This is a genomic window from Pseudomonas huaxiensis (assembly GCF_003231275.1).
Lineage (GTDB): Bacteria > Pseudomonadota > Gammaproteobacteria > Pseudomonadales > Pseudomonadaceae > Aquipseudomonas > Aquipseudomonas huaxiensis.
Genome location: NZ_QKVL01000016.1, coordinates 1 through 20,973, shown reverse-complemented (window position 1 = coordinate 20,973; position 20,973 = coordinate 1). Strand labels below are relative to the sequence as shown.

Here is a 20,973-nt window from a genome sequence, read left to right as displayed (position 1 = left end):
CCCGTGGTCAGTAAGTGAAGGCGATCGGCGGGTAGTTGCCGTTCACCAGGTAGTCGCCGATGGCCTTGTACTTGTAGGCCACGGCGTCGTGGGTGGTGTGGGTGCGGGCGTTGCGCCAGTGGCGGTCGAAGTTGTAGCGCGACTGGGTGGTGGCGGCGCCGCCGACCTCATAGAGACGCTCGCAGACCAGCAGCGCGGCGCGGGTCGAGGCGATCTTGGCTTCGGCCACGGCAATCGAAGAACGGGCCAGCAGGGCGTCAAGCTCTTCGCCGGCGAGCAAGCCTTGCAGTTGCGTGCGGGCGGCCAGGTCGACGGTCAGCGCTGCCTTTTCCACCAGTGCTTCGGCGCCATGGATCGCCGCCGATAGATCGCCCACGGTGTGCAGGATGTACGGGTCGTTGCGGGCCTGGTCGACACCACTTTCACGCACCGGACGGGCGCCGGTGCGCGACCACGCCACCGCATCGTCCAGCGCCGCTAGGCCGATGCCGATATCGATGGCGCAGTGAATCAGTTGCGCGCTGGCGCCGATGTAGTTGCGGCGCTCGTACCACTGCGCCAGGGGGATCACCTGCTCCGGCAGCACCGTCACGTTTTCCAGCAAGGTGGTGCCGCTGGCGGTGATGCGTTGGCCCATGCCGTCCCAGTCGTCGAGCAGGGTGATGCCGGGGGTGTTCGCCGGCAGCATGACGTAGACCGCGTGGCCGTCCTCGTCCACCGCCTGGATTTTCAGCAGGTCGGCAAACAGGCAGCCGGTGCTGTAGAACTTGCTGCCGTTGAGCACCAGCCGCTCGCCCTGGCGCTCCAGGCGGGTATGGATTTCGCCACGGAATTTGCCGCTGCGTTCGGCGATGGCCCCGGAGGACAGTTGCCGTTCGGCGAAGGCGCCGAGGTAGCGCCGTTGCTGGTCTTCATCGGCGATCAGACGCAGGTGCTCGACGGTAGCGAAGTGCGGGAACAGCGCCTGGGCCACGCTCGGGTCGGCCTTGGCCAGGGTGATGAAAATCCGCGCCACGTCCAGTTGGCTGACATCGCCGCCGCCCAGGTCGACCGGGACCCGCGCAGCGCCCAGGCCTGATTCGCGGATCAGGTCCAGTTGCTCGTGGGGCAGGATGCGCCGGGCATCGCGTTCGGCGGCGCCAGGCTGGATGTGGGTGGCCAGTTCATTGGCCAGTGCCAGGTAATCGGTCATGAGTCAGTCTCGAAAGTGGAATCAGGGTGCATCGCGCAAGGCCTGGCGAGGAACGCCGAACAACAGGATCAGGGTGCCGCAGGCCACAAGGGCGGCGACGATGTACAGCGCCAGGCTGATTTCGCCTGTGTTGGTCTTGATCGTGCCGATCATGATCGGCGTCAGCAGGCTGCTGATCTGCCCGCAGCAGTTGACCAGCGCCAGGCCAGCGGCGCGGGCGCGATCGGACAGGTAATACGTGGGAATGGTCCAGAACACCGCCGTGGCCACCAGGTATCCGCTGGTCATCAAGGTCAGCAGGGCGATGGCCGACCAGGGGCCGGCGATCAGGTTGGGCAGCAGGGTCATCGCCAGCGCCGCCGTCAGCCCGCCCACCGCGAAGTGCCAGCGGCGCTCCTGGTGCAGGTCGGAGTGACGGCAGGCCCAGAGCATCACTCCGACGCCGACCACATAAGGCAGCGCCGAGAACAGGCCGAGCTGGCCGAGGTTGCTGACCCCGGCGTCGCGGATGATCGACGGCGCCCAGATGTTGGTGACGTTGCCGGTGCACATGATGGTCAGGCAGTAGGCGAGGGTGATGAACCAGACCTTGCGGTCTTTCAGTGCCTCGACGAAACGCTGGTGCCCACCGGGTTTGCGGCTCGCCCTTTCATGGGCCAGGGCCGCTTCGATGGCGCGTTTCTCGTCCTCGCTGAGCCATTTGGCGTTGGCCGGTTTGTCGTCCAGCCAGTACCAGGCGAACAAGCCGGCCAGTACCGGCGGGATGCCGGTGACCACGAACAGCCACTGCCAGCCGCTGAACCCGCCGACGCCGCCGAAGTGGCCCATGATCCAGGTGGACAGCGGCCCGCCGACGATGCCGCAGACGGCGATGGCCATGATGAAGCGCGAGGTGATCCGGGCCCGGTACGCGGCGGGGAACCAGTAGGTCAGGTACAGGATCACCCCGGGGAAGAAGCCGGCTTCGGCCGCTCCCAGCAGTATCCGCAACACGTAGAACTGCCCCGGCGTCTGGGCGAACGCGGTGGCAATGGTCACCAGTCCCCAGAGGATCATGATGCGGGTCATGGTCTTCTTCGCGCCGAACTTCTCCAGCAGCAGGTTGCTGGGGATCTCGAACAGCAGGTAGCCGATGGAGAACACCCCGACGATGATGCCGAAGGTGGCATCGCTGATGTTCAGGTCGGCCTTGAACTGCAAGTGGGCGAAGCTGATGTTGACCCGGTCGAGCCAGTTCAGCACGAAGCACAGGAACAGGAACGGCATGATGCGCCACGCCAGCTTGCGGTACAGGCGCTGGTCGAAGGCGGCGGACGGGGTTGTGGACTGAGCTGCGGACAGGGTGCCGGGCGTGTTCATGGGATTACCAGCTCACGTCGACTTTGCCGAAGAAATACGCGCCTTCCAGCCCGTACGGCGAGTACCAGCTATAGGTCGGGTTGTCGGTCGGGAAGAAGTAGAAGCGCTTGGCCTCGTCGTTGAGCTGTTGCGGACGGCGGTCGAAGATGTTCTCGCCGCCGACGGTCACTTTCACTGCATCGCTCAGCCAGTAGCCAACGCTCAGGTCGGTGAGGAATGCCGGACGGATTTCTTCGTCGCGGCTGGCGGAAATCTGGTTGCGACCGGTGACTTTCGAATAGCGCGTGCCCTTGAGGGTCACGTCGAAGTCGCCCAGTTGCCAGGCCGCCGTCAGCGAGGTGACGTTCTTCGGATAGGCGGTGGTCAGGTTGCCCTGGCGGTCGCGACCCACGGCGCTGACGCCGGTGCCGGCCAGTGCTTCGGGCTCCTTGATCTTCTCGATGGTCTGCAGGCTCTGGTTGCTCAGCAGGGTCCACTTGGTCTTGCCGTACTCGCCCAGGTCGTAGCGATAGTCCGCCACCAGATCGATGCCGCGGGTGCGGGTGTCGGCCAGGTTGCCGAAGTAGGAGACGATCTGGTTCGGGTCCAGGCCGTTGGCCGCCAGCACGTTGGAGACTGCGGTGCCTTGCAGGTTACTGGTCTGCAGGATGCGGTCCTTGATGTCGATCTGGTAGAGGTCGACGGTGACGTTGAGGTTGTCGGTCGGCGTGGCGACGAAGCCGAGGCTGTAGTTCAGCGATTTCTCGGGTTTGAGCTGCTTGGCGCCGAGGGCCTTGCCGGCCGCATCGTCGACGGTGACGTAGCGGGTAGTGGCCTGTTCGAGCACGCCGGTCAGCGGGCTGGTGCGCCAGGCGGTGAGCGACGACGAGTAGTACTGCTGCTGCAGCGACGGCGCGCGGAAGCCGTTGCTGATGGTGCCGCGCACGGCAAACGCCGGGGTGAAGGCGTAGCGGGTGGAGAGCTTGCCGCTGCCGGTGTCGCCGAAGTCGCTGTAGTGCTCGAAGCGGCCGGCGAGGCTGACGTCCCACTGATCGGTGAGGCTCTGGCTCAGGTCGATGTAGCCGGCGGTGTTGGTCCGCGAATAGTTGTGTGCGTCGGCCGGGGTGAAGCCCACCAGACCCGGGGCGCCAGGGTTCGGGCGCTGACCGGCGAGCGGGTGGCCGGCCGGGAATACGTAGCGGCCATCGGCGTAGGAGGCGTATTCGCCTTCTTCGATCTCGAAGCCGTCGCGGCGGAATTCCACGCCGGTGGAGACGTTCAGCGGCTTGGCGAACAGGCCGGTGTCGAAGGCGCGGCTCAGGTCGAGGTTGTTGGTCCACTGGCTGGCGATCAGATGGCCGCCGTCCATGTCGCGCGGGCTGTCCGGGCCGAGGGACGGGTTCAGCGATTTCTCGTTGCGGGTGTTGGCGTCGTTGCGGCCGTAGCTGGTGCTGAGGTCGAGTTTCCAGCCCGCCACGTCGTCATTGCGCAGGCCGACAACGGTCTGGAAGTCGTCCTCTTCCACCACGAAGCGCGGCGAGAAACCTTCTGGGTACACCGAGACGATGTTCTGCGGCGAGTTGGCGGTGCGGTAGGTGCCCCAACTGGTGGAGTTGCGGTGGCTGAGGGTGGAGAAGGAATACAGGCTGACGGTGTCGTTCAGCGGTAACTCGGCGTTGTAGCCGAAGTTGTAGGTTTGCGAGCGCGGTTGGCCGAGTTGCTGGCGGTAGCGGCTTTCGCTGGTCTCGCGCGGGTCGGCGGCGCCGTTGACCGGGAAATAGATGCGCGTGCGGTCCGGCACGGCGCCGGCGACGTTGGAGCTTTCCTGGATGCCGATATCGGCGCTGAGGCTGAAGAAGCCGTCGTTGGGCAGGGCAAAGCCCTGGTTGATCTGGCCCTGGCCGCGGGCACCGAAGTTGCCTTTGCCGCCGACGCGGTTCTCGTACTGGCCGTACAGCGCGCTGGCGCTGCCGCCGGAGTCGTTCTTCTTGAGGATGATGTTGATCACCCCGGCGATGGCGTCCGAGCCGTACTGCGCAGCGGCGCCGTCGCGCAGCACTTCGATATGGTCGACGGCGCTGACCGGAATCAGGTCGAGGTCGGCTGGCGACTGGCCGCTGGAGGTGGCGGCGGTCTGTACGAAGATCAGCGAGGTGTTGTGCCGGCGCTTGCCGTTGACCAGCACCAGCACATGGTTGCCGCCGAGCCCGCGCAGGGTTGCGGACTTCACCGACAGCCCGGTACCGCCGGTAAAGCCGGCGGCATTGGTGTAGGAGGGCACGCTGGCGGCGAGGGCGTCGCGCAGGTTCTGTTTGCCCGAGCGCGCCAGGTCATCGGCGCTGATCACGTCGATCGGCGCCAGGCTCTTGGCCACGGTGCGGCCGCTGTCACGGGCGCCGGTGACGACGACGGTCTGCAGCGCGGTGTCGCTGCTCGGGGTTTCGGCGGCCAAGGCCAGCGGGGTGACGCACAGTCCGAGGATGCCCGCGGTCAGCAGGTTGAGCCTGGGATGGAAAGTGTTGGGGCGAGACATGGTGAGGCTCCGGTGAGGTGCCGCTTTCCATTCCTGGTGGTGGGTGTTCCTGACAGTACTGGCGAGGCGATGTTGTGTTGGCAGTTTCTGGTTATCGGTAACGCATGACGTCCTGGCGGGCCTGGTCGACCAGAGCCATGTGGTGTGTCAAATGGCGCTTGCGTTGCGCCAGGAGCAGGGCCTTGGTCCATTCCATGGCCTTGGCCGAATGTGCGGCCAGTTGCGCCGCCAGCTCCAGCGCCGCTGCGTGCGGGTCTTCGGCGATGCGGTTGATCAGGCCGAGGCGCAGCGCTTCTTCGGCATCGAAGCTGCGGGCGCTGAGCATGATGTCCAGCGCGGCCGCCTCGCCAATCAGCGTCGGCAGGGTGATCGCGCTGAAACCGGAGAGCATGCCGTGGCGCACTTCCGGGAAGCTGAAGCGAGTGTCGGGACGGGCGATGCGGAAATCACAGTGGATCGCCAGGCTGATGCCCAACCCGAGGGTGTGGCCGTGCAAGGCGGCGACCACCGGCTTGTTCAGTTCAAGGCCGACGCCGGGCAGGGCACGGGCCAGCAGGTCGCTGGGCACGGCTTCGCCAGTGGCTTCGATTTCCTTGAGGTCGGAGCCGGCGCAGAAGGCGCGTTCGCCAGCACCGCGCAGGACAATGGCGCGCACCGCGTCGTCTTCTGCGGCATGGGCCCAGGCCTCGGCCAGCTCGCGCTTGGCCTGGCCATCCAGCGCATTCAGGCGCTCGGGGCGGTTCAGCGTGACCTGCAGAACCCCGTCACCCAGGTGTTGATACTCGACTGTCATGACTTCGTTTTCGCTAAGAGTGAAAGAAAGACGCTTTGCCTCTTGCAGGTCGGCGTCAAAGTGGGGAAAACTTAATTGATGTTCACAATGCAAACAACATGTTTGTTATATGAACATCTTCTTAGCAATTAGAAAATGGTTATAAAAAATGAAAGCGATAGTACTAAAAGCCTTCGGCGGGCCGGAGCAATTGCAGGTGGAAGAGGTCCCTACGCCGACGGCCGGTCCGGGTGAAGTACTGGTTCGCGTGCACGCCGCGGGCGTTTGCCATCACGATCTGTTGCACCGCGCCGGCCATTTGCCGGGTGCGCATACCGGGGTCGTGCTGGGCCATGAAGTGGCTGGCGAAGTGGTCGAAGTGGGCGCGGGCGTGTTGCAACTGAAGGTCGGCGCGCGGGTGGTGGTCTATCAGCGGCGTTTCTGCGGTCAGTGCCGCGACTGCCTGCGCGGTCGCCAGGACCTGTGCCGGGCACTGGGCCTGCCATCGGTGGACACCGAGGGCGCCTACGCTGAATACCTGCGAATCCCGGCGATCTCGGCGGTGGAGCTGCCCGACGGCCTGGACTACACCCTGGCGGCGCTGGCGTCCTGCCCGATTGCCACCAGCGTGCGTGCGCTGTACGGCGAGGCCGGCTTGCAGCCCGGCGAGACGGTCTTGATCAACGGCGCCAGTGGTGGCCTGGGCGCGCACCAGATCCAGTTGGCCCGGGCGCTGGGCGCGCGGGTGATTGCGGTCACCGGCAGTGCGGACAAGCGCGAATTCCTCCAGCAACTGGGCGCCCACGATGTGGTGGTGGCGAGCGCCGGCTACAGCGCCGAGGTGTGGAAACTCACCGGCAAGCGCGGCGTCGACGTGGCGATGGAAAACCTTGGCCACACCCTCGAAGACACCTTGCGCAGCATGACCCTCGGCGGTCGCGTCGTGGTGCTGGGCAATGTGCAGCCGGGCGCCGTGGCGGTGAATCCGGGCCTGCTGATCGGTCGTCGGCTCAAGGTCCAGGGCTCGGGCAGTGCCACGCTTGAGCAACTGCGCACCGCATTGGCGCTGATTCATGGCGGGCAGGTGCGGCCATTGATCGACCGCGTGCTGCCGTTCCCTCGGGTGGCCGAGGCCCATGCGCTGCTGGAATCGCGCCAGGTCAGCGGACGTATCGTCCTGAGCGGGTGGTAAGCATGGACATCAGTACCCTGCTGGCCCAGGCCGCCAGCAAATGGCCGCAAGCCGCGGCCCTCAGCGAGCCTGCGCGGGATCGCCACCTGACGTTCCGGCAACTGGATCAGGCGCTGACCGCGTTCGGCCAGGCGCTGGAGCGGCTCGACGTGGGCGAAGGCGAGCGGGTCGCGCTGCTGGCCGATGCCGGCCTCGACTACCTGATCGCCGACTACGGCTGCATGGCCAACGGCCGGGTGCGGGTGCCGCTGGACCCGACCTTGTCCCCGGTCGAACTGCTGGCCCAGTTGCGTGATGCCGGTGCGGCGCTGTTGCTGTTCTCTCCGCAGTACGCCGATGTCGCCGATGGTCTGCGTGGCGAAGGTATTCGCTGCTGCGCGCTGGAAGAGCTGACCGTGGCTGCGGACGTGGATTTGCCCGACCGCCCGGCGCGACCGCCGCAGTCGCTGGCTTCGCTGAACTACACCGGCGGCACCACTGGCGTGCCCAAGGCGGTGATGCACCGCCATGCCAGCCTGTGCGCGGTGTTGCAGAACATCGTCATGGCCCGCGGCGCAGTGCCGGGGGACGTGCTGCTCAATGTCCGTCCGCTCTGGCCGATCGCCGCGGTGGCGGTGCTCGCCCATCTGCTCAGCGGTGGTCACGTGGTGCTGGGTGGGCGCTTCGACAGCAAGACCTTTATCGATCAACTGGCGCAGCAGCGAGTGGCCTTCAGTTCGCTGGTGCCCACCCAATTGCTGCGCCTGCTGCGCGAGAGCGGCAGCGCGCCGGCGCACCTGCCGCTGTTCAAGAGCCTGGACATCGGTGCGGCGGCGCTGACCGGCGAGGTACTGGACGGCGCCTTCAGCCTGTTCGACGGGCGCATCGCCGTGCTCTATGGCATGACCGAAGCACCGTGGAGCTGCTATCTGGCGGCGGCGCAGATGAAAGCGTTGCGTCATTCCGGCGAAAGCGCCGAGGGCGTGGTGGGCCGACCATTGTTCGCCGCTGCCTTGCGCATCGACCGCGCCGATGCCAACGGTATTGGCGAAATTCTTCTGGCGGGTCCGCAACTGATGGCGGGCTATTGGCAGCAGCCTGGCCTGACCGGCGACGTGTTGGCGGACGGTTGGCTGCGCAGCGGCGACTTGGGCCGCTTGCGCGCAGACGGCCAGCTTGAAGTACTGGGCCGCTGCAAGGACATCATCCGCAGCGGCGGCAAATCGGTGCAGCCTGGCGAGGTCGAACAGGCGCTGCTCAGCCATGCCGCCGTGCGCGAGGCCCATGTGTTCGGCCTGGCGGATGTGGAGTGGGGCGAGCAAGTGTGTGCCGCAGTAGTGCTGGAGGGCGGGGTGTCGGCGTCGGTGGAACTGTTGGTCGAGCATTGTCGCGAATTGCTGTCCCGCTACAAGGTGCCGCGGCGGCTGTGGTTCATCGAGGAACTGCCGCGTTCGCATTATGGGAAGGTGCAGAAGAAGCGGCTGCTGGAGGTGTTGGGGGTGGTGGCTTCCTGAGAGGGCGAAATACCGTTGTTCTGGCGGGCCTCATCGCTGCGGTTCGGCGCCCCGACAAGCCATCGCCCTCAAACCTGTGGGCGCCGGTCTTGCCGGGCCTCGGGACATGATGAGGCCGAAGGCGACTCCTGTGCCCCGTGAGCAAGATCCAAAATCAGTGCACAAAACTGCACGAATCGCCCTACATGCGCCATTCTGGCCCGCAATGTGCACTTACATCTTCCATCGATTACTGATCGATCGATCAGGTCTGCGCGACGGCCCTTAACCCGTGCCCGCGCAGACGTTCTTTAACCGCCGCGTGTGCCAGGGACTGCCCGTCAGTCCCAATAAACGCGGTGTTTGCCGGAACCGCTGGAATGTCCCTACCCGAACAGCTTCCGCCCGCGAATTCCACTGCGGGCTGGAGCGCCGAGTTGATGCTGCGCTTCGTTGAACGAGGCGGTAAGACCTGTATTGGTGCGCGACGTCATTTCGGACCTCTTTTGGTGCAGCGGCCGTTCTACCCCGAGGGCGCGCCGTGCCACGTTTATGTGCTGCACCCGCCCGGCGGTGTGGTGGGCGGTGATCGCCTGACCCTCGACGTGCACCTGGAGTCCGGCAGCCACGCGCTGTTGACCATGCCCGGCGCCACCAAGTTTTACCGCAGCGCCGGCCCCGTTTCGGTGCTCAAGCAGCATTTTCACCTGGCCGAAGGCAGCACCCTGGAGTGGCTGCCTCAAGGCAATATCTGCTTCGACGGCGCCCGGCTCAGCCTGGAAAGCCGCTTCAGCCTGGCGCCCGGCGCGCGCCTGCTGGCATGGGAAACCCTGTGCCTGGGCCGTCCGGTGATGGGCGAGCGTTTCAACCGCGGCACATTGGACAGCCGTCTGCTCATCGACATGCCGGACGATCCCGGCCTGCACGAACGCCTGCGCATCGACGGCGGGCAGTTGCACAAGCTCGCCGGGTATCCGCTGCAAGCCACGTTCTGTGCCGCGCCCGCCACTGCCGAGCTGCTGGAGCAGGCGCGAGCGTTGCTTGACGAACTCACTGTACCGGCCGGGGCGACCCTGCTCGGCCACTTGCTGGTGGTCCGCCTGCTGGACCACGACAACCAGCGTCTTCAATCCACACTGGCGCGGCTCTGGCACGCGCTGCGTCCGGCCATCACCGGCCTGGCGCCGTGCCCGCCGCGTATCTGGGCCACCTGAGAGAGCGACCATGGAGCTGACCCCGAGAGAGAAAGACAAACTGCTGCTGTTCACCGCCGCGCTGCTCGCCGAGCGCCGCCGTGACCGTGGCCTGAAACTCAATTACCCGGAAGCGGTGGCGCTGATCAGCGCGGCGGTGATGGAAGGCGCCCGCGACGGGCGCACCGTCGCCGAACTGATGAACATGGGTCGCGAGGTGCTGACCCGTGAGCAGGTGATGGAGGGCGTGCCCGAGATGATCCATGACGTCCAGGTGGAAGCCACCTTTCCCGACGGGACCAAGCTGGTCACCGTCCATGACCCGATCGTCTGAGCGGTGCAACAGGAGAGCAGGATGATTCCCGGAGAAATACAGGTCGCCGCTGGCGACATCGAGCTCAACGCCGGACGCGAGACAGTCAGCGTCAGCGTGGCCAACCACGGCGACCGGCCGGTGCAGGTCGGCTCGCACTATCACTTCTTTGAAGTCAACGACACCCTGGTGTTCGAGCGCGAGGCTACCCGCGGCTATCGCCTGGATATTCCTGCCGGCACCGCAGTGCGCTTCGAACCGGGGCAGTCGCGCAGCGTCACGCTGGTGCCTTACGCCGGCAAGCGCGAAGTCTACGGCTTCCAGGGCAAGGTCATGGGCAAGCTGGAGGTGCAGGCATGAGTCGGATTTCCCGTCGGGCCTACGCCGACATGTTCGGCCCCACCGTGGGCGACCGCGTGCGTTTGGCCGATACCGAGTTGTGGGTCGAGGTCGAGAAGGACTTCACGATTTATGGCGAAGAGGTCAAATTTGGCGGCGGCAAGGTGATCCGCGACGGCATGGGCCAGGGTCAGATGCTCGCCGCCGAAGCCATGGACCTGGTGCTGACCAACGCGCTGATCATTGACCACTGGGGTATCGTCAAGGCCGATATCGGCGTGAAGAACGGCCGCATCTTCGGCATCGGCAAGGCCGGCAACCCTGATGTGCAACCCGGCGTGACCCTGCCGGTGGGGCCGGGCACCGAGGTGATCGCCGCCGAAGGCAAGATCGTCACTGCGGGTGGCATCGACTCACACATTCACTTCATCTGCCCGCAGCAGGTGGAAGAGGCGCTGACCTCCGGCATCACCACTTTCATTGGCGGCGGTACCGGGCCGGCCACCGGCACCAACGCCACCACCTGCACACCAGGGCCGTGGTACCTGGCGCGGATGCTCCAGGCGGCGGATGAGCTGCCGATCAATATCGGCCTGCTGGGCAAGGGCAATGCGTCGCGACCGGAGGCCCTGCGCGAGCAGATCGCCGCGGGCGCCGTGGGCCTGAAGCTGCACGAGGACTGGGGTTCGACCCCCGCGGCCATCGACTGCTGTCTGGGTGTGGCCGAGGAGATGGACGTGCAGGTGGCGATCCACACCGACACCCTCAACGAGTCCGGCTGCATCGAAGACACCCTGGCCGCCATCGGCGACCGCACCATCCACACCTTCCACACCGAGGGTGCTGGTGGTGGTCACGCGCCGGACATCATTCGCGCGGCGAGCTTCGCCAACGTGCTGCCGTCGTCCACCAACCCGACCCTGCCGTACACCGTCAACACGGTGGACGAGCACCTCGACATGCTGATGGTCTGTCACCACCTGGACACCAGCATCGCCGAGGACGTGGCGTTCGCCGAATCGCGGATCCGTCGCGAGACCATCGCCGCCGAGGACATCCTGCATGATCTCGGCGCCTTCTCCATGACCTCGTCGGACTCCCAGGCCATGGGCCGGGTCGGCGAAGTGGTGCTGCGCACCTGGCAGGTGGCGCACCAGATGAAACTGCGTCGCGGGCCGCTGGCGGGGGATTCGTCGTACAGCGACAACACCCGGGTCAAGCGCTACATCGCCAAATACACCATCAACCCAGCGCTGACCCACGGTATCGCCCATGAAGTGGGCTCGCTGGAAGCCGGCAAGCTGGCCGACCTGGTGCTCTGGGCGCCGGCCTTCTTTGGCGTCAAGCCGGCGCTGGTGATCAAGGGCGGGATGATCGCCACCGCGCCGATGGGCGATATCAACGGCTCGATCCCTACGCCGCAGCCGGTACATTACCGGCCGATGTTCGGCGCCCTCGGCGCGGCGCGGCATGCCACCCGGATGACTTTCCTGTCGAAGGCCGCCCTCGATGGCGGCATCCACCAGCAACTGGGGCTGCGCAGCCTGATCGGCCTGGCCCACGGCTGCCGCACGGTGCGCAAGGGCGACATGGTGCATAACGGCCTGATGCCCAACATCGAGGTGGATTCGCAGACCTATGAAGTGCGCGCCGACGGCGAGCTGCTGGTATGCGAGCCGGCCAGCGTGCTGCCCATGGCCCAGCGCTACTTCCTGTTCTAACCCCAAGGAGAACCCATGATTCTGTTGACCCGCCGGGTGACCGAAACCGATGCCGTGACGACCGCCACGGCGACCCTGAACCTGGACACGCGGATCAAGAGCCGGGTGCGCATCACCCTCGATGACGGCCGCGACGCCGGCTTGCTGCTGGAGCGCGGTCAGTTGATTCGCGGCGGTGAATTGCTCGCCGATGGCGAGGGCAGGGAGGTGGTGCGGATCATCGCCGCCGCCGAGGACGTCTCGACGGTGCGCTGCGACGACGCGCTACTGCTGGCCCGCGCCGCCTACCACCTGGGCAACCGCCATGTGCCGCTGCAGATCGAGGCCGGTTTCGTGCGCTACCAGCATGACTATGTGTTGGACGACATGGTTCGCGGTTTCGGCCTGGAAGTGACGCTGGAGCAGGCGCCGTTCGAGCCCGAGGCCGGCGCCTACCAGAGTGCGCCGCACAGCCATGCACATAGTCATGGTCAGGTTCAGGACCATCCATTCATTCGCCTGCCTGCCCAGGCCCACTGATTCCAACAAGGAGCACCCCATGAAGAAATACCTCGCCCTGGCTTTGCTGCTGGTCGCCGTACCCGCCCTGGCTCACCCCGGCCACGACGCCAACCCGCTGCAGGACGGCCTGCTGCACCCGCTGACCGGTCTTGATCACTTGCTGATGCTGATCGGTACCGGCGTGCTCGCCGCGCTGACCCGCAGCCGCCTGACCCTGCCGCTGCTGACCTTGTGCGCGATGTTCAGCGGCGCGGTGCTGGGTCATCTGTTCGGCGGCGTGATCGGCATGGAAGCCATGATCCTCGGCTCGCTGCTGGTTGCGGGCGCCGCGTTGTTGCTGCCGCGCCGCCAGGTGCTGCTGTCGCTGGTCATGCCGGTGTTTGCGCTGTTCCACGGCTGGGCCCACGGCGTTGAATCCAGCCCGGGTGCGTTCTGGGTGTTCAGCGCGGGCTTTGTCACCGTCAGCGGCCTGCTGTTGCTGGCCGGCTTCGGCGTGGGTTGCCTGTTGCGTCGCCACACCCGCCTGCAACAAGCCTTCGGCGGCGGTCTGCTGGCCGGCGCCGCTGTGATGTTGGCGGGCTGATGAGCGCCGACCTGAAGCTGCTGCGCCTGCTGCAACTGGCCAGCCCGAACCTGCCGGTGGGTGGTTTCACCTACTCGCAGGGGCTGGAATGGGCGGTGGAGGCCGGCTGGGTGCACGGTGCTGCGGGCTTTGCCGACTGGCAGCGCCAGCAGTTGCACGACACCCTCGGCTACCTCGACTGGCCGTTGTTGGCGCGCTTGTATCGCGCCTGCGAGACCGGCGATGTCGCCGCGTTCACGCAGTGGAGCCAATTTCTGCTGAGCAACCGCGAAACCGCCGAGCTACGCACCGAAGAACGCCAGCGCGGCAAGGCCCTGATGCGCCTGCTGGATGGCTGGCAATTGGGCCAGGACCCTGCGTGGCGCGCCAGCCTGGAGCTGAGCCAGCTCGGCGGCATGGCGTGGCTCGCGGTGCACTGGCAGATTCCGCTGCGCGACCTGGCCCTGGGGCATGGCTTCATCTGGCTGGAAGGCGCGGTGATGGCCGGGGTCAAGCTGGTGCCGTTCGGCCAGCAGGCGGCGCAGACGCTGCTGCGTGATCTGTCTGAAGAGCTGCCCGCCGTCCTGGAAAAGGCCCTGGCCGTGCCTGACGACCAGCTCGGCGGCGGCCTGCCGCTGCTGGCGATTGCCTCGTCCCGGCACGAAACCCAATACACCCGATTGTTCCGATCCTGAGGAATCCCCTATGCAAAGTTACAAGCAACCCCTGCGTGTCGGCGTCGGTGGCCCGGTCGGGTCCGGCAAGACCGCGCTGCTCGAAGCGCTGTGCAAGGCCATGCGCGACCATTATGAAATCGCCGTGGTGACCAACGACATCTACACCAAGGAAGACCAGCGCATCCTCACCGAAGCCGGCGCATTGGCACCGGAGCGCATCGTTGGCGTGGAAACCGGTGGCTGCCCGCACACCGCGATCCGTGAAGACGCTTCGATGAACCTGGCGGCGGTGGAAGAACTGGCGCGCACCTTCGGCAACCTCGACGTGATCTTTGTCGAAAGCGGCGGCGACAACCTCAGCGCCACCTTCAGCCCGGAACTGGCGGACCTCACGGTCTACGTGATCGACGTCGCCGAAGGCGAGAAGATCCCGCGCAAGGGCGGGCCGGGGATTACCAAGTCGGACTTCCTAGTGATCAACAAGATCGACCTCGCGCCGTATGTCGGTGCGTCGCTGGAAGTGATGGAGCGCGACACCCAGCGCATGCGCCCGGAGCGGCCGTGGGCATTCACCAACCTCAAGACCGGGCATGGCTTGCAGACGCTGATCGACTTCATTGTCGATCGGGGCATGCTGGATGCGGCGAAGGCGGGGTAGTGGCAGTTGAGATCGATGCGCATGGGTATCTACACATATTTCGGTCATGTGATGGCCGGAGGTCGCTTGTCAAAGGACCTAGTAATGGCCACTAGGCGCACGTCTGGGATTTTCTAGCGCTCTTGAGATCGAGCGCCGCCCGCGCGGCGCATCGCGAGCAAGCTCGCTCCTACATTGGTTGCAACGTGCCATGGCCTGTAAGATTTGGGTTGCCAGCCCTTGGCGTTTGGCGATGGATCGCGGGGAGGCTGTTGAGGTCGACTCGATAACACGTCGTGCAAACAAGGCGGTCAACCATGGCCTAACAGACATAGGTACGTTGCAACCTATGTAGGAGCGAGCTTGCTCGCGATGCGCCGCGCGGGCGGCGCTCGATCTACAGAACGCTGCAACTATCAAGGTAAAAGCGCCCTCGTATCGTCTTGCAATGTGTTCTAAGGTTGCCAGTCCCTGTGAGAGAAGGAACTCATGATGAAGCACCCGCACCTGCTTTTCGCCGCGCTGTCGCTCGGTGCCAGTCTGCCGGTCCAGGCCGCCTTGCCCGGCGCGCCGGCCTACATTGATGACAGCGGTTACCTGCAAGCGGCGAAGCAACGCATCCTGCCGGCGATGTTCGAACAGCAGATCACCAGCACGCAGTACATCGCCAAGGCCGACAATCCGCTGATCACGGTGGCCGAATCCAGCGATTTCCGCCAGACCAGCACCTATGAACAAACCCGCGCCTGGCTGAAAAAGCTGGCCGCTGCCTCCGGTGGCCGGGTGGTACTTACCGACCTGCCGGAAAAGAGCGCCGAAGGTTACCCGATGCTGCTGGCGGTCGCCTCCACCAGCGCCGACAAGTCGCCCGCCGGGCTGAAAAAATCCGGCAAGCCGACGATCTTCGTTGAAGCCGAGATCCACCCCGGCGAGTCCAACGGCAAGGACGCCATGTTCATGCTGCTGCGCGACATGACCAGTGGCGACAAAGCGCTGGCCGGGCTGCTGGAACGGGTCAATATCCTGTTCATTCCCACCGTCAATATCGACGGCGACGTGCGCCGCAGCCCCTACGGCCGCATCAACCAGAACGGCCCCGATGTCAGCGGCTGGCGGGTCAATGGCCTGAACTACAACCTCAACCGCGACTTCACCAAGCTCGACAGCGCCGAGATCCGCAACGTCGCCTGGGTGTTCAACACCTATGAACTGAGCTTCTTCGCCGACACCCATTCCACCGACGGCGCCATGTACCCCTACGACAGTTCGTACTGCCACAACGGCAACGGCTGGTCGCCCGCCAGCAGCGCGTGGATGGACGAGGTGATGCGGGCACCGGTGTACCGCGCGTTGCAGGACGCAGGTCATGTGGTTCACGAGTGCATCAGCTTCAACGACAACCAGGACCCGACCCAGGGTTACTACCCGTACCGCACCGACCTGGCGCGGTTCTCCAACCAGTACGGTGATATCCGCAACGTGCCGTCGATCCTGATCGAACAGCACGCCTTGCATCCGTACAAGACCCAGGTGCTGGGCAACTACGTGATGCTCAAGAGCATGTTCCAGGTGATCGGCGAGCAGTCGGCCTCGCTGCGCGCCGCCATCGCCAAGGACCGCGCGCGTCTGGCGGCGCAGAAAGACGTGATCCTGACCTGGAAGGCGGGCAAGGCTGAAACCGTGCCGTTCACCGTGGGCGACTACCGCTACGACACCTCGCCGATCACCGGGGCCAGGACCATCGTCTGGAGCAACCAGCCGAAGAGCCTCGACGTGCCGGTCACCGGCAACACCGAGCCGGACCTGATCACCAAGCGGCCGAAGCAGTACATCGTGCCGGCCCAGTGGCGCGAGGTGATCGCCCGGCTCAAGGCCCATGGCATCGACATGCGCACGCTGGACAAACCCACTGCCGTGGCCGTGACCCTGTTCCGTATGGACGAGGTGAAAGTGGCGGGCGGCTTCGAGCCGGACCGGGCCAAGTCCAACGAAATTCCCGGCTACGAAGGGCATCTGCTGGTCAGCGGCGTGGCGAAACCCTTCGAACGCTTGCAGACCTTCCCGGCGGGCTCGATGGTGATCAACCTCGATCAGCCGCTCGGTGTGCTGGCGGTCAACCTGCTGTACCCGGAAAGCCCCGACTCGTTCTGGGCCTGGGGCTTCTTCAACTCGACCCTGGTGGTAGCGGAAGAGCCCGAGGAATACGTGATGGAACCGATGGCGCGGAAAATGCTGGAAGAGAGTCCGGCGCTGAAGGCCGAGTTCGAACAGGCGCTGAAGGCCGACCCGGCGTTCGCCGCCGATCCGCAGGCGCGCTTGAGCTGGTTCTATCAGCGCACGCCGTTCTATGACGTCAACGCCTTCGTCTACCCGGTGGGCGTGGTGTATTGAAGCGCGCCGGCCCCGCTGCGGGACCGGCTGGGCTTACACCGAGCGGGTAATCCCGCCGTCGACCCGAATGTTCTGGCCAGTGATATAGGCGGCGCCCGGCGAGGCGAGGAAGGCTACGGTAGCCGCGATTTCCTCGCTGCTGCCGTAGCGTTGCAACGGTACGCTCGCGCGGCGTTCTTCGGTGGCCGGCAGGCTGTCGATCCAGCCGGGCAGGACGTTGTTCATGCGCAGGTTGTCGCGGGCGTAGGTGTCGGCAAAGATCTTGCTGAACGAAGCGAGGCCAGCGCGGAACACCGCGGAGGTGGGGAACATCTCGCTCGGCTCGAACGCCCAGGCAGTGGAAATATTGATGATCACGCCGTCGCGCTGGCGCTGCATGATGGGCGTCACCAGGCGGGTCGGGCGGATCACGTTGAGCAGGTAGGTGTCGAGGCCGCGGTGCCAGTCTTCGTCGCTGATTTCCAGGATCGGTGCTCGCGGGCCGTGACCGGCGCTGTTGACCAGCACGTCGATGCGGCCCCAGCGCGCCTGCACCTGCTCCACCAGTTGTTTCAGGTCGTCGTTGGACTGGTTGGAGCCGGTCACGCCGATGCCGCCCAGTTCCTCGGCCAGCGCCTGGCCCTTACCGGAGGAGGAGAGGATGCCGACCTTGAAGCCGTCCGCCGCCAGCCGTCGTGCTGCCGCTGCGCCCATGCCGCTGCCACCGGCGGTGATGATCGCCACTTTTTCTACCGTCATTGATCGTGCTCCCGTGGTTCGAGGTTTAAGCTGACCAAGGCTAGCAGGCACGCGTCCGCCCAGAGAGTCAGTTTTCCATCGCCAACCCAGTAGAAAATCTATCGCCATGTCCACACAGTCCCCCGTCGCGCTCCAGGTCAGTTACGGTCCTGCCCGGCTGTTCGCCGATCATCGTCCCGGCGCCGGCTCCGCCCATCTGCTGGCAATTCACGGCGGCGGCGCCGCGCATTCGGGGATTTATGACGGTGTGCGCGCGGAGCTGGCGCGGCACGGCGTGGGTTCCACCGCGTTCGATTGCATCGGCCATGGCCGGACCGCGGGCGACAAGCTCGGCACCTCGTTACAGGACCGCACCGTCCAGGCGCAGGCAGTGATCGAGGCGACACAGATCCCGACGGCAATCATCGGCGCCAGCATGGGTGCCTATAACGCCATCCGTCTCAGTGAAATCTTCGACCTGCGCGCCCTGGTGCTGGTAGTCCCCGGCGTTTATTGTCCCGAAGCCTACGACGTGCCATTCGGCCCGGCGTTTTCGGAGCTGATCCGCCAGCCACGCAGTTGGGCCGACAGCGATGCCTGGTCGACGCTTTCGCGCTTTCGTGGCCGCCTGTTGGTGATCGCCGCAGGCGACGACGAGGTGGTGCCGCTGGAGATTCCGCAACGGCTGCATGATGCGGCGGTGAATGCCGAATGGCGCTCGCTATGGGTAGTCCCGGGTGCGCTCCACAGTGGTCTGCTGCAGCGGATGCTCGCTGATCCCCAGTGGGCCGACGTGTTTCTGCGGCATCTGAGCAACTGCGTGGTCATCTGAGCTGGGTAATTGTTGCAACTCTTTTCCGAGCTCACTGGAAATTCCCAGACTTACGCCGTTGTTTGGAGCACTTGTTTCTGCGATCCATCCACTATGGACGAGCAGCGGGGCATTCCATTCAAGGGCACTGGAAACAGCTCGTTTCGCGTGTTTACGTGTATCGATAAAGCCATGATCAATAAGGTCTTTTGCCTCTTTCGTGAGTGCTGTTCGTGCACCGCCGGCATACAGTTCCGAAGGTTGTGCGGGCCGGTCTTCAAGACGCTGGGCGCAACTGCATTCGGCTCAGGGCAGGGGGACCAATAGCGGCAAACAGACATTAGTGTCATATTGAGATCAATCGTTTGCGAATGTTACTATCCCCTTACTTAAAGTATGGGCAAAAACAGGGCAACGGATGCCCGGATACACCCGGTTCCCACTCGCGGGGAACTGCATGGATGCCAGTGTGAATCCCTCCGGAACACCTCTGCGCACCTGGGTCTGTACGGGCTTTTCGTACACGACCTGATCCCCCACGGCTTCAGCGTCATGACATTACTCCCGGTTTTTTGGGCTTGCCGATTACCGTTACCTGCGGACCGGCGAGGATGAATTCACAGGTTGGAGAAAGGTATGTCACAGGCATTCACGCTGAAGAACCTCAGCGTTACCCGCAAACTCGGCCTGGGTTTCGGCCTGCTGTTGTCGTTTGCCTTGCTGTTGTCGCTGCTGGGGGGCTTCGGGCTGCAAAACAGCAGTGCATCGCTGCAGCGCATCAGCTTCATCAGCAGCCTGTTCGACGAAATCGTCTTCACCCGGGAAGCCAACTACAACTTCGCCCTGAGCAGCGATGCCCAGCATCAGGCCCTGCACCAGGAACACCACGCCAAGCTCAAGGAAGGCTTCGACCAGTTGGTGCTGGATGCCCGCGAGGGCCGCTGGCCGGCCCAGGACCTGGGTGCCGCACAGAAGCTGCGCGCTGACCTGGACACCTACTCCAAAGCCCGCGACCAGGCCCGCTCGGTGGCCGAACTGACTGCGGCCAACCAGTTGCTGTCGCGGCTGCAGGCCGGCGTCAACGAACTGTATTACGCCGAAGAGGCACGTGCCTCCGAGCAGGTGAACAGCACGCATATGCGCCTGGCCATCGTGACGCTGGTGGCGATCCTCTGCGGCATTGCCGTCGCGCTGCTGATCAGCCGGCAGATCGTCTACCCGCTGCGCCAGGCGGTGCAGGCCGCTCAGCGTATTGCCGGCGGCGACCTGACCGCCGATATCAAGGTCGAGCGCAGTGACGAACTGGGCGTGCTGCTGGGTGCCCTGAACACCATGAACGCCAGCCTGCGCGAAGTGATTTCGCAGATCGGCTGCGGTTCACAGCAACTGGCGGCGTCGGCCTCGCAACTGGCGGCGATCACCAGCACCACCCAGGAAGGCATCGACAGCCAGCGCAACGAGACCGATATGGTCGCCACCGCGATGAACGAGATCGCCATGACCGTGCAGGAAGTCGCGAAAAACTCGGAAGAAGCGGCGAGTGCGGCCAAGGGCGCGGATCAGGAGGTCAGCAGTGTGCTGGCGATGTCGCAACAGGCGATCCGCCAGATCGAAGAAATGGCCAGCGGCGTCGGCACCTCGGCCGAATCCCTGGGGCGCTTGCAGCAAGAGTGCGGGCGCATCGGCGCGATCCTCGACGTGATCAAGGCCGTGGCCGAACAGACCAACCTGCTGGCGCTCAACGCCGCCATCGAAGCGGCGCGGGCCGGCGAGGCCGGGCGTGGTTTTGCCGTGGTCGCGGACGAAGTGCGCAACCTGGCACAACGGACTCAGGCGTCGTCCAGCGAGATCGAGCAACTGATCATCACCCTTCAACACATCGCCGACGAAAGCACCGGGATGATGAAGACCAACCTGCAGCAGACCAGCGCCTCGGTTACCGGCGTGCGCGATACCGGCATGGCCCTGGAGCACATCACTCGTCAGGTGTCGAATATCCAGCAGATGAGCGAACTGATCGCCACCGCAGCGGAAGAACAGGCGGCGGTGACCGAGGAAATCAACCAGAGCGTGACCCGCGTGCGGGAAACTGCCGAGGAATCTGCTACTGCCAGCGCAGAAATTTCCGCGGCGAGCACCGAGCTCAAACACCTGAGCAACCGACTGCATGGGATGGTTGGGCATTTCCGCTTCTGAGGTGTGTTGTGCGGACGCATCTGATCCGTATTTTTCAGTGCTTTCTGCATCTGTTATGCAAACAGCTGCTTGCCGACAATAAGCCCCGTAAAGGCGTGGTTGGCAGCGGCTGTTCCGTTGCTCCCGTCTGAACCGTTGTTCAGGTAATCGGAGGCAGTGATGGGCAAGATGGCGATTTTTCTGTTCGGGTTTCTGGTGCTGGCGATCGTGATCGGCGCGTTGGGGACGATTTCTCCGGTTTGAGGTCTTCAGGAAAGCCCCGGCAATGTTGCCGGGGCTTTTTTCGGTTCTTCACGGAATGGTGGGGGTGATGATCTTTGGGCTTGGGCTTGGGCTTTGGTGCTGTGAGCTTATCCATTCGATTTGGCGAGGCTGCCGGCCCCTTCCGCCTCTACGGCGGGTCCATTTTGTCTTGG

The 20,973-nt window shown here is 64.8% G+C and carries 18 protein-coding genes; 13 read left to right on the top strand and 5 right to left on the bottom strand.

Annotated features, from left to right (window positions below):
• Window positions 1–7: 7 nt before the first annotated feature.
• The 4 genes from DM374_RS17730 to DM374_RS17715 form a co-directional block, all read right to left on the bottom strand.
• Window positions 8–1,192, bottom strand: coding sequence for an acyl-CoA dehydrogenase family protein (locus DM374_RS17730; protein WP_110971043.1), 1,185 nt, complete (start codon window positions 1,190–1,192; stop codon window positions 8–10).
• A 21-nt stretch (window positions 1,193–1,213) separates the two neighbouring features.
• On the bottom strand, window positions 1,214–2,551 hold the full coding sequence (locus tag DM374_RS17725) for an MFS transporter (RefSeq protein WP_110971042.1): 1,338 nt from the start codon (window positions 2,549–2,551) through the stop codon (window positions 1,214–1,216).
• Window positions 2,552–2,555: 4 nt separating this feature from the next.
• The gene (locus tag DM374_RS17720) at window positions 2,556–5,063 is read right to left on the bottom strand and encodes a TonB-dependent receptor plug domain-containing protein (RefSeq protein ID WP_110971041.1); all 2,508 of its coding nucleotides are present in this window, start codon (window positions 5,061–5,063) and stop codon (window positions 2,556–2,558) included.
• 91 nt (window positions 5,064–5,154) lie between these two features.
• Entirely contained in the window at window positions 5,155–5,856 is a 702-nt protein-coding gene (locus tag DM374_RS17715; RefSeq protein ID WP_110971040.1) for an enoyl-CoA hydratase/isomerase family protein, read from the bottom strand.
• Window positions 5,857–6,004: 148 nt separating this feature from the next.
• Here DM374_RS17715 and DM374_RS17710 point away from each other — a divergent pair, with 148 nt between their 5' ends.
• The 11 genes from DM374_RS17710 (at window position 6,005) to DM374_RS17660 (ending at window position 16,833) form a co-directional block, all read left to right on the top strand.
• Complete coding sequence (locus DM374_RS17710; protein ID WP_110971039.1) at window positions 6,005–7,027, top strand: alcohol dehydrogenase catalytic domain-containing protein; 1,023 nt, start codon at window positions 6,005–6,007, stop codon at window positions 7,025–7,027.
• A gap of 2 nt (window positions 7,028–7,029) precedes the next feature.
• Window positions 7,030–8,520 carry a class I adenylate-forming enzyme family protein gene (locus DM374_RS17705; RefSeq protein ID WP_110971038.1) on the top strand — a complete coding sequence of 497 codons (1,491 nt, stop codon included), beginning with the start codon at window positions 7,030–7,032 and terminating at the stop codon, window positions 8,518–8,520.
• Between the two features lie 359 nt (window positions 8,521–8,879).
• A complete protein-coding gene (locus tag DM374_RS17700; protein ID WP_110971037.1) occupies window positions 8,880–9,713 on the top strand; it encodes an urease accessory protein UreD in 834 nt (277 codons plus the stop codon).
• A 10-nt stretch (window positions 9,714–9,723) separates the two neighbouring features.
• Complete coding sequence (locus tag DM374_RS17695) at window positions 9,724–10,026, top strand: urease subunit gamma (protein ID WP_110971036.1); 303 nt, start codon at window positions 9,724–9,726, stop codon at window positions 10,024–10,026.
• 21 nt (window positions 10,027–10,047) lie between these two features.
• Window positions 10,048–10,365 carry an urease subunit beta gene (locus DM374_RS17690; RefSeq protein WP_110971035.1) on the top strand — a complete coding sequence of 106 codons (318 nt, stop codon included), beginning with the start codon at window positions 10,048–10,050 and terminating at the stop codon, window positions 10,363–10,365.
• Window positions 10,362–12,065, top strand: a complete 1,704-nt coding sequence (ureC, locus tag DM374_RS17685; protein WP_110971034.1) for an urease subunit alpha — start codon at window positions 10,362–10,364, stop codon at window positions 12,063–12,065. Before DM374_RS17690 ends, ureC begins: the two co-directional genes overlap by 4 nt.
• Window positions 12,066–12,080: 15 nt before the next feature.
• Window positions 12,081–12,584, top strand: a complete 504-nt coding sequence (ureE, locus tag DM374_RS17680; RefSeq protein ID WP_110971033.1) for an urease accessory protein UreE — start codon at window positions 12,081–12,083, stop codon at window positions 12,582–12,584.
• Window positions 12,585–12,603: 19 nt separating this feature from the next.
• Window positions 12,604–13,149, top strand: a complete 546-nt coding sequence (locus DM374_RS17675) for a HupE/UreJ family protein (protein WP_110971032.1) — start codon at window positions 12,604–12,606, stop codon at window positions 13,147–13,149.
• Window positions 13,149–13,823 (top strand): urease accessory protein UreF, encoded by a 675-nt coding sequence (locus tag DM374_RS17670; RefSeq protein ID WP_110971031.1) that lies wholly within the window; start codon window positions 13,149–13,151, stop codon window positions 13,821–13,823. Before DM374_RS17675 ends, DM374_RS17670 begins: the two co-directional genes overlap by 1 nt.
• Before the next feature lie 10 nt (window positions 13,824–13,833).
• Window positions 13,834–14,463, top strand: coding sequence for an urease accessory protein UreG (gene ureG, locus DM374_RS17665; RefSeq protein WP_110971030.1), 630 nt, complete (start codon window positions 13,834–13,836; stop codon window positions 14,461–14,463).
• Between the two features lie 471 nt (window positions 14,464–14,934).
• The gene (locus tag DM374_RS17660; protein WP_110971029.1) at window positions 14,935–16,833 is read left to right on the top strand and encodes a M14 family metallopeptidase; all 1,899 of its coding nucleotides are present in this window, start codon (window positions 14,935–14,937) and stop codon (window positions 16,831–16,833) included.
• A gap of 33 nt (window positions 16,834–16,866) precedes the next feature.
• On the opposite strand, the gene DM374_RS17655 is transcribed toward DM374_RS17660, so the two are convergent.
• On the bottom strand, window positions 16,867–17,571 hold the full coding sequence (locus DM374_RS17655; RefSeq protein ID WP_110971028.1) for an SDR family oxidoreductase: 705 nt from the start codon (window positions 17,569–17,571) through the stop codon (window positions 16,867–16,869).
• Window positions 17,572–17,677: 106 nt separating this feature from the next.
• Here DM374_RS17655 and DM374_RS17650 point away from each other — a divergent pair, with 106 nt between their 5' ends.
• The gene (locus tag DM374_RS17650) at window positions 17,678–18,382 is read left to right on the top strand and encodes an alpha/beta fold hydrolase (protein WP_110971027.1); all 705 of its coding nucleotides are present in this window, start codon (window positions 17,678–17,680) and stop codon (window positions 18,380–18,382) included.
• A 615-nt stretch (window positions 18,383–18,997) separates the two neighbouring features.
• A complete protein-coding gene (locus tag DM374_RS17640; protein ID WP_110971025.1) occupies window positions 18,998–20,557 on the top strand; it encodes a methyl-accepting chemotaxis protein in 1,560 nt (519 codons plus the stop codon).
• The last annotated feature ends 416 nt before the right edge of the window (window positions 20,558–20,973 follow it).

Coding starts and splice junctions, on each gene's coding strand:
- DM374_RS17730 (WP_110971043.1), bottom strand. CDS start 1,192: ATGACCGATTACCTGGCACTGGCCAATGAACTGGCCACCCACATCCAG.
- DM374_RS17725 (WP_110971042.1), bottom strand. CDS start 2,551: ATGAACACGCCCGGCACCCTGTCCGCAGCTCAGTCCACAACCCCGTCC.
- DM374_RS17720 (WP_110971041.1), bottom strand. CDS start 5,063: ATGTCTCGCCCCAACACTTTCCATCCCAGGCTCAACCTGCTGACCGCG.
- DM374_RS17715 (WP_110971040.1), bottom strand. CDS start 5,856: ATGACAGTCGAGTATCAACACCTGGGTGACGGGGTTCTGCAGGTCACG.
- DM374_RS17710 (WP_110971039.1), top strand. CDS start 6,005: ATGAAAGCGATAGTACTAAAAGCCTTCGGCGGGCCGGAGCAATTGCAG.
- DM374_RS17705 (WP_110971038.1), top strand. CDS start 7,030: ATGGACATCAGTACCCTGCTGGCCCAGGCCGCCAGCAAATGGCCGCAA.
- DM374_RS17700 (WP_110971037.1), top strand. CDS start 8,880: ATGTCCCTACCCGAACAGCTTCCGCCCGCGAATTCCACTGCGGGCTGG.
- DM374_RS17695 (WP_110971036.1), top strand. CDS start 9,724: ATGGAGCTGACCCCGAGAGAGAAAGACAAACTGCTGCTGTTCACCGCC.
- DM374_RS17690 (WP_110971035.1), top strand. CDS start 10,048: ATGATTCCCGGAGAAATACAGGTCGCCGCTGGCGACATCGAGCTCAAC.
- ureC (WP_110971034.1), top strand. CDS start 10,362: ATGAGTCGGATTTCCCGTCGGGCCTACGCCGACATGTTCGGCCCCACC.
- ureE (WP_110971033.1), top strand. CDS start 12,081: ATGATTCTGTTGACCCGCCGGGTGACCGAAACCGATGCCGTGACGACC.
- DM374_RS17675 (WP_110971032.1), top strand. CDS start 12,604: ATGAAGAAATACCTCGCCCTGGCTTTGCTGCTGGTCGCCGTACCCGCC.
- DM374_RS17670 (WP_110971031.1), top strand. CDS start 13,149: ATGAGCGCCGACCTGAAGCTGCTGCGCCTGCTGCAACTGGCCAGCCCG.
- ureG (WP_110971030.1), top strand. CDS start 13,834: ATGCAAAGTTACAAGCAACCCCTGCGTGTCGGCGTCGGTGGCCCGGTC.
- DM374_RS17660 (WP_110971029.1), top strand. CDS start 14,935: ATGAAGCACCCGCACCTGCTTTTCGCCGCGCTGTCGCTCGGTGCCAGT.
- DM374_RS17655 (WP_110971028.1), bottom strand. CDS start 17,571: ATGACGGTAGAAAAAGTGGCGATCATCACCGCCGGTGGCAGCGGCATG.
- DM374_RS17650 (WP_110971027.1), top strand. CDS start 17,678: ATGTCCACACAGTCCCCCGTCGCGCTCCAGGTCAGTTACGGTCCTGCC.
- DM374_RS17640 (WP_110971025.1), top strand. CDS start 18,998: ATGTCACAGGCATTCACGCTGAAGAACCTCAGCGTTACCCGCAAACTC.